This is a genomic window from Tissierella sp., assembly GCF_052089545.1.
In the GTDB taxonomy this organism is placed as follows: domain Bacteria; phylum Bacillota; class Clostridia; order Tissierellales; family Tissierellaceae; genus Tissierella_A.
In genome coordinates this window covers 1-10,715 of sequence record NZ_JBQDAA010000056.1, presented here as the reverse complement: position 1 = coordinate 10,715, position 10,715 = coordinate 1, and the positions used below count along the sequence as shown (strand labels likewise).

At 29.9% G+C, this 10,715-nt stretch carries 12 protein-coding genes and 5 tRNA genes; 1 reads left to right on the top strand and 16 read right to left on the bottom strand.

Translation table 11 applies throughout. The features are described 5' to 3' along the window. The coding region (locus ACTHW2_RS05905) for a sigma-54-dependent Fis family transcriptional regulator (RefSeq protein WP_442263044.1) at positions 1 to 1,709 on the bottom strand (1,709 nt) is incomplete at its 3' end. A gap of 188 nt (positions 1,710 to 1,897) precedes the next feature. Here ACTHW2_RS05905 and ACTHW2_RS05900 point away from each other — a divergent pair. Beyond that, positions 1,898 to 2,272, top strand: coding sequence for a hypothetical protein (locus ACTHW2_RS05900; RefSeq protein WP_442263043.1), 375 nt, complete (start codon positions 1,898 to 1,900; stop codon positions 2,270 to 2,272). A 72-nt stretch (positions 2,273 to 2,344) separates the two neighbouring features. Here ACTHW2_RS05900 and ACTHW2_RS05895 read toward each other — a convergent pair whose 3' ends face one another. The 15 genes from ACTHW2_RS05895 to ACTHW2_RS05825 all read right to left on the bottom strand — a co-directional run bounded on the left by ACTHW2_RS05895 (position 2,345) and on the right by ACTHW2_RS05825 (position 10,243). Continuing rightward, positions 2,345 to 2,686, bottom strand: a complete 342-nt coding sequence (locus tag ACTHW2_RS05895) for a P-II family nitrogen regulator (RefSeq protein WP_442263042.1) — start codon at positions 2,684 to 2,686, stop codon at positions 2,345 to 2,347. Positions 2,687 to 2,715: 29 nt separating this feature from the next. Further along, positions 2,716 to 3,900, bottom strand: a complete 1,185-nt coding sequence (locus ACTHW2_RS05890; RefSeq protein WP_442263041.1) for a cation:proton antiporter — start codon at positions 3,898 to 3,900, stop codon at positions 2,716 to 2,718. 105 nt (positions 3,901 to 4,005) lie between these two features. Further along, complete coding sequence (locus ACTHW2_RS05885; RefSeq protein WP_442263040.1) at positions 4,006 to 4,239, bottom strand: hypothetical protein; 234 nt, start codon at positions 4,237 to 4,239, stop codon at positions 4,006 to 4,008. Between the two features lie 201 nt (positions 4,240 to 4,440). Further along, positions 4,441 to 4,517, bottom strand: a tRNA-Arg gene (locus tag ACTHW2_RS05880). A 36-nt stretch (positions 4,518 to 4,553) separates the two neighbouring features. Continuing rightward, positions 4,554 to 5,534 (bottom strand): D-alanine--D-alanine ligase family protein, encoded by a 981-nt coding sequence (locus ACTHW2_RS05875; protein ID WP_442263039.1) that lies wholly within the window; start codon positions 5,532 to 5,534, stop codon positions 4,554 to 4,556. Between the two features lie 101 nt (positions 5,535 to 5,635). Beyond that, a tRNA-Leu gene (locus tag ACTHW2_RS05870) sits at positions 5,636 to 5,719 on the bottom strand. 28 nt (positions 5,720 to 5,747) lie between these two features. Next, positions 5,748 to 5,823 (bottom strand) — tRNA-Lys (locus ACTHW2_RS05865). A 3-nt stretch (positions 5,824 to 5,826) separates the two neighbouring features. After that, positions 5,827 to 5,902: transfer RNA gene (locus ACTHW2_RS05860), tRNA-His, on the bottom strand. 29 nt (positions 5,903 to 5,931) lie between these two features. Beyond that, positions 5,932 to 6,005, bottom strand: a tRNA-Gly gene (locus ACTHW2_RS05855). A gap of 126 nt (positions 6,006 to 6,131) precedes the next feature. Next, the gene (locus tag ACTHW2_RS05850; RefSeq protein WP_442263038.1) at positions 6,132 to 6,332 is read right to left on the bottom strand and encodes a DUF3006 domain-containing protein; all 201 of its coding nucleotides are present in this window, start codon (positions 6,330 to 6,332) and stop codon (positions 6,132 to 6,134) included. A gap of 20 nt (positions 6,333 to 6,352) precedes the next feature. Next, the gene (locus ACTHW2_RS05845; RefSeq protein ID WP_442263037.1) at positions 6,353 to 7,309 is read right to left on the bottom strand and encodes a ComEC/Rec2 family competence protein; all 957 of its coding nucleotides are present in this window, start codon (positions 7,307 to 7,309) and stop codon (positions 6,353 to 6,355) included. 14 nt (positions 7,310 to 7,323) lie between these two features. Beyond that, a complete protein-coding gene (locus ACTHW2_RS05840) occupies positions 7,324 to 7,803 on the bottom strand; it encodes a metallophosphoesterase (RefSeq protein WP_442263036.1) in 480 nt (159 codons plus the stop codon). 1 nt (position 7,804) lies between these two features. Further along, on the bottom strand, positions 7,805 to 8,416 hold the full coding sequence (rdgB, locus tag ACTHW2_RS05835) for an RdgB/HAM1 family non-canonical purine NTP pyrophosphatase (RefSeq protein WP_442263035.1): 612 nt from the start codon (positions 8,414 to 8,416) through the stop codon (positions 7,805 to 7,807). Continuing rightward, entirely contained in the window at positions 8,406 to 9,146 is a 741-nt protein-coding gene (rph, locus tag ACTHW2_RS05830; protein ID WP_442263034.1) for a ribonuclease PH, read from the bottom strand. The genes rdgB and rph overlap by 11 nt, the downstream gene beginning before the upstream one ends. A gap of 113 nt (positions 9,147 to 9,259) precedes the next feature. Beyond that, positions 9,260 to 10,243, bottom strand: a complete 984-nt coding sequence (locus tag ACTHW2_RS05825; protein WP_442263033.1) for a GerMN domain-containing protein — start codon at positions 10,241 to 10,243, stop codon at positions 9,260 to 9,262. Positions 10,244 to 10,715 lie beyond the last annotated feature (472 nt).

The window sequence follows — 10,715 nt, the reverse complement described above, 5'->3', positions numbered from 1 at the left end:
GTAAGACCTATATCTAATTTTTTAGCTACTATTTTCTTTCCCTCTAAAGTATCCCCATGTTTTGAAATAAGATCTTTTATAATACTTTTTTCAAAGTTTGTTTTTAGATCTTCTAAGCTTTTGTCTTTCATTTCAAAGCCCTTTAGCTTCTTCAAATTTCGTCCTTCTCTTTCCTGAATTATATAATCAGGTAGATTTTCTTTATTTATAAGTCCATCATTAGAAAAACATATACCATGCTCTAAGACATTTTCAAGTTCTCTTATATTTCCTGGCCATTCATATTCGGAAAATAGTTCTTTAACTTCTTCTGAAAGAGTCCTTTTTTCTTTATTCATTCTTTTAACTATTATATTTATTATATGTTCTGAAAGAAGAAATATATCTTTATCCCTAGCTTTTAATGATGGAAGTTTAATAGGTATTACATTTAATCTATAATATAGATCCAGCCTAAATTCACCTTTTTCTATCATTGTCTTTAAATCTTTATTTGTAGCAGAAATAACTCTTATATTGATATTGATAGATTTTTCTCCCCCAAGTCTATCAATCGTTCTTTCTTGTAGAACTCTCAAAAGTTTTGTTTGAAGATATAAAGGAAGATCTCCTATCTCATCTAAAAAAAGAGTTCCATTGTTTGCCAGTTCAATTTTCCCCTTTTTCCCATTATTATTAGCACCAGTAAATGCACCCTTTTCATATCCAAATAGCTCTGATTCTATTAAATTTTCTGGAATGCTTGCACAATTTATGGCTACAAAAGGTCCTTCTTTTCTAGGGCTTTCATTGTGTATAGAACTTGCAAACAGCTCCTTACCTGTACCACTTCGCCCTTCTAGTAAGACAGTTGAATCATAGGAGGCAACTATTTTAGCTTTATTTATAGCTGCTAATATAGACTTACTATTGCCTATTATATCCTTAAAATATATTTTTTCTTTATTTTCATAGGTTTTGGCAAGGTTTATAATATCATTTATAAATTCAAAACTTATCATAAGAGAAAATTCATTATCCCCTAAAACTATTTTATTTATAGTATAAATAACCCTTACGTCCCTACCATCTATTGTCCATAAATCTACTATTGCTTCATTTCCATTATCTAAAAGTTTTACATTCTTTATAAACTCATTTATATCCTTTTCTATTATCTTTTCATCTGAAATGTTTTTGTCTAATATTTTTAGAGCCCTACTATTTATATGCATTATTTCATTGCTAGAATTAAGTATAATAATTCCTTTATTTAGACAATTTATAATTTCATTTACTTCTGTTATATCTCTTTTAAGACGATTTGTTATATTTATATTTACTATTTCTTGTTCTATTATGCCGGCAGTTTCTTTTAACATATTAAAATATTCTTCTTTTTTTACTCTTATAAGATTTGCTTGTATTTTATCAAAACTTGCAAAACATAACACACCCAAAGTTTTGCCTTCAGCTTTTATAGGATAAATCATATTGGCAAACTCTAAGCATGTGTCTTTATTTGAGCAATTCATGCATCCATCTTCACGTCTTAAGTTTACTATTGGATCTCCTGTTTTTAAGACCTTTGCAAAAAGAGAGTCATCTGCACAAGCATCGTCTATCTTTGTATAAAAACCACCAGTACCTACAATTCTAGTTAAGTTTTTGTCTGCAACAGCTACTTCAACATCTAGTGCAAGGGCAACTGTCTCTGCTAAAGATTGCATTTTATATTGTATAAGCCTTAAATAAGAAATTTTATCACCTCTATTTTAATTTACTTGTTTATATTATATCAAATTTTTTTTCTAAATGTAAAGAAATATTAATTCTATATTTTTTTTGAAAATTTGGGTATAGTATAGATAATAGCTTGTTTTTAACAAAAAATATATGCATAGAAAGGATGAAGATCATGGAAATTAGAAAAGAAGTAATAGTACCACTTGGTTATGGTAAATTTATCCGTTCTGATAAGATAATAGGTTTAGAACCTATTGAAGATGAGAGAGGACCTGGAAAAAGAACTTATGTATATGTAGAAGACATGGATAAACCCATGATAGCTTCTAGAACTGAAAACTCAATCTTAACTAGCATGGTAGAAACTCCTAAAGAGTTTGTTGAAGCAACAGCAGCATTAGAACTCTTACAAGATATATTAGATGACATAACTCAAATAGGTCCTATGTTAAGAAAAAGTATAAAAAAAGAAGCTAAATTAGACTTAGAAAAAATTGCTATCAAAATTGAAGAAATAATAAATCATGAAATAGATGATTTAGATTAAAAAATGCTATTTATATCTCGCGAGATATAAATAGCATTTTTCTAAAATAATAATTCATTTAAGTAGTATTTATTATTTCATTCCGTATACATTTCCAACAGGCATGGTAAACATCATTCCTATACCTGGTTCATAAACATCTCCAAAGACCTCTTTTGCAACACCTACTGCCTTTTGAAGAGTCTCCTCATCTTCTATAACTGTAAATATAGTTTTATTATAAGGTCTTGAATTATCTATGATAGATCTTATCTTTCCAAAGAATGGTCCATTACCATGTCCGCCATGTGTAACTGCAAATCCCATCCCCTGACTATCTAAAATAGTTGCACCTTTTACCCCTATTTCTATAAACTTATCTAATAAATCTTCTAGGTAATCCGGTTTATTTAATACAATAAACAATGCATTCATTATTTTTCTCCACCCTTTCATAATAATTATTAAGCTTTTTTAAGCGCTCCATTTTCTTCACCTGAATTTACAATACCTATTCTTGTAAGTATAGGTCCTATAATATCAAATATAAGTATACTAAACAATACTATAGTAGTAACAGCTTCTCCTATACTTGGAAGTTCGTTTGCTACTATAAGAGCTAGTCCTATAGGTATTCCACCTGATGGTAAAAGAGTCATTCCCAAATATTTGACTACATTACTAGGTGCTTTTACAACTTTTGCTCCAATTCCAGAACCTACAATCTTACCAAGTGTTCTAGCTATTATATACCCTACTCCTATAAATCCTACCGTAGAAAGTACACTTATATTTAAACTGGCTCCAGCTAATGTAAAAAATAATACATATATAGGTGGTGTAAAATCATTTACAATATCAAATATTCTATTTGCATTTTTCACAAGATTTATGACCATAGCTCCTATCATCATACATGTAAGCAATGCTGAAAGATTTAACATTTCTGAAACACTAGCTCCAATAATTATAAATCCAAGTACCATAGTTAAAAGATCTTCTTTTCCTTTAGCTTTTTTAGATAATAAACTAAGCAAAAATCCTAATACAGCACCAAGCAATAGCGAGCCTGCTATTTCTATTAGTGGAGATGATATCATGCTTAAAACTGAAAACTCTCCACCAAGTTCCATTAATTTTACAACAGATAAAGAAATCCCAAAAGCCATAAGTCCTACTGCATCATCTATAGCCACTACTGGCAGTATGGTATCTACTAATGGTCCTTTTGCTTTTAACTGTCTAATAACTAATACTATGCCAGCTGGAGCTGTTGCTGCTGCTATACTTGCAGTTATTAAACTAAAACCAAGCTCTTGATTAAAAATAGTGTACATAGTGAAAAATACAATTGCTATAGTTCCTAATGCTTGAGCCAAAGTTATAATCATAATATTTTTCCCTATTTTTTTTATATGATCCCATAAAAATTCATTCCCTATACTAAATGCTATTGCTGCCAATGCAAAATCATTCAGAACTTTAAAACTATCTGCTTCCCCTACTTTTATTATATTCAACAGTGAAGGACCTATTAACAATCCTCCTACTATATAACCTGAAACATTGGGAAGTTTAAATAAACCGGCTAATTTTCCTCCAACCATTCCCATGAAAATTATTATACCAAGTTTCAAAAGCACTTCCATAATTACCATCCCTTTTATATTTTATCTTCTTTAACTTTTATATTATATAACACTTTTTGCTAAATTACAATAAAGCAAGGGAAAAAATCCCTTGCTTTAGTAAAATTACTTTTCTCTTATAAGCCTTCTAATAGGTGCAGCGTGCGCTAATAAATATCCACCTAATCCTGTTGCAACCATAGCTGTAGTCTTTCTATTTTTCATTTTGTTTCTAGCTATCTTAGAAGACTTTTTACCTATTTCTCTCATATCTTCTTTCATTACTTTTGTACTGTTTTTAAGAGTTGGTAAAATTGCCATTGCTCCTAATACAGTAGTCATCAGGGCTTTTTTCTTCATAATTTCCTCCTTGTAATATATTTTAAAATATATTCAAGTTTATTTTGTCTTTTTAACATAAACTTATACGAGGAAGTTTATGTCTTGTTTTTAAATTTTTTATCTTTTTAATTTTTATGACAACAGCTACAAAAGTGGTTCCAAATACTATAAAATAAAAAAATAAACCTTTCAATTACTAGTAATTGAAAGGTTTATTTATGGCACACCCGGAGGGACTCGAACCCCCAACAACTTGATTCGAAGTCAAGGACTCTATCCAGTTGAGCTACGGATGCATGATACTAAAATCATACTTTATATGATCTTTTTTGTCAATTGTTTTTTAAATTATATCTTTTTTTAGTACTATTTATTATGCTAAATATAAGCTCTTCAAATCCTAACACTTCCTTTGTCATCCAATATAGATCGCTATATCCTTTTTGAAGTCCTGGCAAAGAATTTATTTCTATTATATAAGCTTTTCCATTATTAACTCTTAAGTCTACCCTTGCATAATCCTTTAGATCCAAAGCTTTAAATGCTTCTTTTGATGCGTCTTCCATATCTATTTCAAGTTTTTCATCTATATTTGCTGGTACATGATAAATCAAATCATCTACATGATCATGCTTTACTTCAAAACTATTTATACCTTCTAAATCTTTTGGGAGATTTGAAAAGTCAATCTCTATTATAGGAAGTACTCTATTACCGTTTTCTATAACGCCAACTGTATACTCTCTCCCCTCAATATATTCCATTACCATAACTGGAGGATTGTATCTTTCTAAAGATCTTTTGACTACTTTGTATAAACTAGGCTTATCTTTTACTATGCTATCTTGGTATATTCCTCTACTTGATCCTTCATCTGATGGTTTTATAAATAAAGGAAACTTCATATCTATATCTTCTACTTCTTCTAATGAGTTTATAATTTTAAAATCCGGAGTTAAAATTCCACTTTCTTTTAAAATTTTACCTGTATATACTTTATCATATGCTAAAGCATGTCCTAGTGGTTTAGATCCAGTATAAGGCATCTCTATAGATTCTAAAATTGCAGGCAGTTGAGATATACGAGACTCACCAACTACTCCATTACAATTATTGAACACCAAATCTACTTCTTCTTTTTTTAAGTTTTTAATTATATTTTCATCAAATATTAAATCTATACAATTATATTTTTTGGAGATTATTTCTTTTAATATTTTTACTGTTTTTTCTTTTTGTGCATCTTCATATTCACCTTCTGCGCCATTTAAATATGTGATTCTAGTTTTATCAGTTACAATTGCTATTTTCATAATCTTCTCTCCTCATATAATATTTTTACTTTTTACAATTAAGTTAATATTCTAATAATAAAAATATATAAAAAAAATTGGCCTATAGCCAATTTAAGTTTTGGTGCGGGAAAGAGGACTTGAACCCCCACGTCAATGACACTAGATCCTAAGTCTAGCGCGTCTGCCAATTCCGCCACTCCCGCATATTAAATTTGCATTTAAAGTAATAAATGGTGATCCATCCGCGACTCGAACGCGGGACACCCTGATTAAAAGTCAGGTGCTCTACCGACTGAGCTAATGGATCTTATGGGGTGGATGATGGGATTTGAACCCACGACCTCCAGAGCCACAATCTGGCGCCCTAACCACTAGGCCACACCCACCATAAATATTTATTAAACTCAAGTAGTTTTGGAGCGGATGAAGGGAATCGAACCCTCGTTGCTGGCTTGGGAAGCCAGTGCTCTACCACTGAGCTACACCCGCAATGTTTATCGGGCTTAAGTGCTGACAATAAAGAATTATATCAGCTATTTTAAATCTTGTCAACACTTTTTGAAAATAGTTTCTAAAAAATTATTTCAAAATTTATAAAATGGCTATTTCATCCTTTTATTCTTCTAATAATTTTTTAAATTTTTCTTCAATACGTTTTTTTCTTTTCTCAGTTTCTTCTTTGTCTATTATTATTTTTAAGACATCGCCTTCTTTTGACCCTTCAGGCAAAATTGACACTGAGATATCTATTATATCATTATTTTCTAATTCTACAAGTGCAAAATTTCCTTCAAATCTATCTATTGTAAATTTCATCTCTACACCCCTGTTATTTATCACATTGTTTGTGGCTTTATTTTTTTGGTTAAATATTTTATAAATAAATTATCCTTAATATCTGCTAGTTTTTCACTTATACCATTAAATATATCTCTTACATCTGGACTTATTATCTTTTTAGTAAATTGTATATTTTCACCATCACTTCTTGCTACCACAGAACCATCTTTATCAGTCCTATATATTTTTATATCTTTATCTTTAAATCTTTCTAATATATCCTTATTTGGATGATTGTAACCATTATCCTTAGCAACACTTATAACAGCATAGTCAGGGTCAATTAAATCCACAAATTCGGCACTTGAAGATGTTTTGCTGCCATGGTGACCTATCTTTAAGACATCAGCCTTTAAAATCGATTTGTGAGCTTCTACCATTTCTGTTTCAGATTCCTTTTCTGCATCGCCTGTAAATACAAAAGAATTTTCACCATTTTGAAGTTTTAAAACAATAGAATAATCATTTGTTAAGCTATATTTTTTTGAATTTGGAGCAAGTACTGTTGCTTGACTATTTCCAATATTAAAGTTATCTAGCACAAGAGGCTTTTTTATTTTTAAATTCTCTCTTTCTATAGCATTTAATAGATCTTCAAAAACTATAGTATTATTTAAAACATCTGGCATCATTATATTTTCTACATTAAAATTTTCTAGTACTTCTATAAGTCCTCCTATGTGATCTTCGTGAGGATGTGTTCCTACAATATACTTTATGTCTTCGACTTCTTCCTCTTTTAAATAATTTACTACTATTTCACTTGCAACTCTTTTCCCACCATCAATTAGCATATTTTCTCCATCACTCTTTACGAGTATACTATCTCCCTGTCCAACATCTATAAAATGCACCTCTAAATCTGAACTAGCTTCTTTAGCTACTAAATCTGGCGAATATATGATTGCAAACAATAAGACTAAAGATAATAAAAATGTTAAAATCTTTTTCATTTTATCCCCCTTATTTAGTCTATCTCTATATGTTTAACCTTTATCTCTTTATCTATTTCTATTATAGCAAATGTTTTTTTATGAGAAAAACCTCTTGGAGAAGACGGACTACCTGGATTCATAAGAATACATCCTTCCATTTCTTTAACAATCGGTATATGCGTATGACCAAATAAAGCTATATCTGCCTCTAATTCTTTAGCTCTATAAAAAAGTCTATTTAAATTTGAATAAACCCCAAATCTATGACCATGAGTTAAGAAAATTCTTTTTCCCTTTATTTCAATTATTTCTTCTTCTTTAAATCCTGAAGATGGATGATCACCATTTCCCATAACGATGATTGGACTTATTTCCAAAGCTTTTGATATAGTTAATCCATCACCCACATAATCACCTAAATGAAAGATCAAGTCTGGTTTTTTTATAGCTTTAACCTTATCTATAAGTTTTTTATTTTTGCCATGAGTATCGCTTACTACTAGTATCCTCATATTAATCATCCTTTAAAAGCTTTTCTAAAGTGCTTTTTATATTTTCCAAGGCAAGAGCTCTATGACTTATTTTATCTTTTATCTCTCCATCTAGTTGTGCAAATGTTTGATTGTAATTCTCTGGAACAAATAATGGATCATATCCAAAGTCGTTATTTCCTTTTAGTTGAAATCCTATATGGCCTCTACATTCACCTTGGACAGTCATGATTTCACCATCTTCACTTATAATGGATATAACCGTAAAAAAAGAAGCTCCTCTTTTTTCAAGAGGCAAATTTTGCATATTTAAAAGAAGTTTTTCATTATTTTTCTTATCATCACCATCAACCCCTGCATATCTTGCAGAATATACACCAGGTTCTCCATTTAATTCATCTACAAATAAACCAGAATCATCCGCCATAACCATATAGTCTGTTTTTTCTTTTAAAGCTTTTGCTTTTTTTATACTATTTTCTTTTAAGGTACTTCCATCTTCTTCTACATTTAAACTTTTCAAACCTATATCTTTTTTAGATAAAACTTCTATATCTAAGTCTTTAATAATATTTTTTATTTCTTTTATTTTGTGTTTATTATCTGTAGATAATACTACTTTTCTATTCTTCAAATTGAAAACCTCCTACATCTTCTAGGATTTCTTTTTCCATCTCTATAATTTCTTTATTACCCTTTTCACCCAAATCTAATAGTTTGTTTAACTCATCTCTTGAAAAACTATCAGTTTCACCTGTGCCTTGAATCTCTATAAATTTACCATCACATGTCATAACTATATTCATATCTACTATTGCATTGTGATCTTCTTTATAACAAAGATCTAAGATATTTCCTTCTTTAGTAACTCCTACGCTGATAGCTGATAAATAATTCTTTATAGGACTTTTCTTGATCTTACCTTCAGCTTTAAGCTTATAAAATGCATCTACCATAGCTATAAAAGAACCTGTTATTGCAGCGGTTCTAGTCCCGCCGTCGGCCTGCACCACATCACAATCTATCCACAGGGCTCTTTCACCCATAGCTTTCATATCTACTACACTTCTAAGGGATCTACCTATAAGTCTTTGTATTTCTTGAGTTCTTCCATCTATTTTTCCTCTTGAAGAATTTCTAGTTTTTCTTTTTATAGTAGAGCCTGGAAGCATAGAATACTCTGCAGTTATCCACCCAGAGCCTGTTCCCTTTAAGAAATAAGGAACTCTTTCTTCAAAATTAGCTGTACAGATTACTTTAGTATTCCCAGACTCTATAAGTACTGAGCCATATGGATGTATTATATAATTTCTACTTATTTTTATATCTCGCAATTGATCAAACCTTCTATTATCTATTCTCATCATTATCTCCCCTATTCTTTCTCTCCTATTCTATCAGAGTTCTATATTTTTTTCTATTATTAGAGACATAAAAAAGATGCATCCACAGTAGCTATGGATACATCTCTTTATCTCTAATATTCGTTAGCAAAGACTGGTACAGTTGTGTTTACTATCTTCCCATCCAATAAAACTTCAACATTTTCAATCTCTTCAAATTGACTCAAGGTAAGTCCTATATTTTTAGTTAAATCTGATATATCCTTTTCATCTAGGGATTCACTTTTTTCTGTTTTAACATCTACATAGGCTATATTTTCTTTTATTTCTACACCTTCAAAACTTAAGTCTCCAGGAAGATCACTTTTTAGTCCAATATCACTAGGCGGTCCTTCAAACAATACATCTAAGGCAGTGTAGACATTGGGTTGAGGTGCCATAGTAGGAACAGTAACTGGTATAAAGTAATCTAAATCAAGCTTACTTTCTCCCTTATAATAAACTACTACTTTAGAACTTGCCTCTTCAATATTTCCAACTGTGTTTATATTTTCCCTGCTTAGTGGTTCGTTTATAGCTACACTTTTACTTAGTACTGGAAGTTCTTTTCCGTCTACTGTAATCTTGACATCTTTTACACTTGGAAATTCTGTAAGCGTATAAACTACACCTTTAATCAAGTTTTCTTCATCTTTAATATCATCTACATCTTTTATCTCTTCAGAAAAATCGACTTTACATAAACCAGTCTCTTCATCTATTGTTATTCCATTTACTTGGGTCCCTTTAGGTAATAACGGACTTAAACCTTTAGCCTCTAAACTTTCTCTTAGTTCTAAATTGTCAACCATATTTAAAAGACTGGTTTTGGCAATTCCTTCATCCCAAGGTATCCTTTTCATAACAGGTACTAAATAGTTTTCTTCACTTTTAAAATATAATACAGTCTTTCTAAGCTCATCATCTTCTACTAGTTCCAATTTATCATCGGATCTTATGATTTGTAAATCATCACTCTCAGCATTCATATTGTCTTTAACATAATTAGTACCGAGTTTTACAAGAGATATTCCTAAAATTGCAATGACTCCAAATATAAGTATTCTCTTATTCACCATATTTATCCCCCCTATATTATTACTAATATATTGTACTAGTAGGATAAATATGTTATTAGTATTTATTTATTTTTAATATTATGAAAATATCCATCACTTGCAAGCTTTATATTATCTTCAGTCATAAAAACTATAAATAAATATGCAACTATTTTTTCAATTCCTTAATATGATTTTAATTTTAAAAAATCATAAAAAATTTATACTTATTCTATTTGCAGTATATTAATATCCTCTTTTGGCCACAATAATTTTAATAGATTTAAGGAGGTTTTTTGTTGATAAACTGTATAGAAAATTGTATTTATCAGAAAGATGGATTATGTATATTAAAAGAAATTACTAGCTTTTCTAGCAGACCGATTAAATTTTGTCCTTATTTCAAGAAAAAATAATATAAAAAATAGAGCCTAGGCTCTATTTTTTATATTATTCTTGAATTGATTCTGATGGATTAACTGCTAAATCATTA

What these genes read in the sequence shown, in the direction of transcription:
- ACTHW2_RS05895 (WP_442263042.1), bottom strand. Translation starts at nt 2,686, where the DNA reads ATGAATGCATTGTTTATTGTATTAAATAAACCGGATTACCTAGAAGAT.
- ACTHW2_RS05850 (WP_442263038.1), bottom strand. Translation starts at nt 6,332, where the DNA reads ATGAAATTTACAATAGATAGATTTGAAGGAAATTTTGCACTTGTAGAA.
- ACTHW2_RS05825 (WP_442263033.1), bottom strand. Translation starts at nt 10,243, where the DNA reads ATGGTGAATAAGAGAATACTTATATTTGGAGTCATTGCAATTTTAGGA.
- ACTHW2_RS05845 (WP_442263037.1), bottom strand. Translation starts at nt 7,309, where the DNA reads ATGAAAAAGATTTTAACATTTTTATTATCTTTAGTCTTATTGTTTGCA.
- rph (WP_442263034.1), bottom strand. Translation starts at nt 9,146, where the DNA reads ATGAGAATAGATAATAGAAGGTTTGATCAATTGCGAGATATAAAAATA.
- ACTHW2_RS05840 (WP_442263036.1), bottom strand. Translation starts at nt 7,803, where the DNA reads ATGAGGATACTAGTAGTAAGCGATACTCATGGCAAAAATAAAAAACTT.
- ACTHW2_RS05885 (WP_442263040.1), bottom strand. Translation starts at nt 4,239, where the DNA reads ATGAAGAAAAAAGCCCTGATGACTACTGTATTAGGAGCAATGGCAATT.
- ACTHW2_RS05875 (WP_442263039.1), bottom strand. Translation starts at nt 5,534, where the DNA reads ATGAAAATAGCAATTGTAACTGATAAAACTAGAATCACATATTTAAAT.
- ACTHW2_RS05890 (WP_442263041.1), bottom strand. Translation starts at nt 3,900, where the DNA reads ATGGAAGTGCTTTTGAAACTTGGTATAATAATTTTCATGGGAATGGTT.
- ACTHW2_RS05900 (WP_442263043.1), top strand. Translation starts at nt 1,898, where the DNA reads ATGGAAATTAGAAAAGAAGTAATAGTACCACTTGGTTATGGTAAATTT.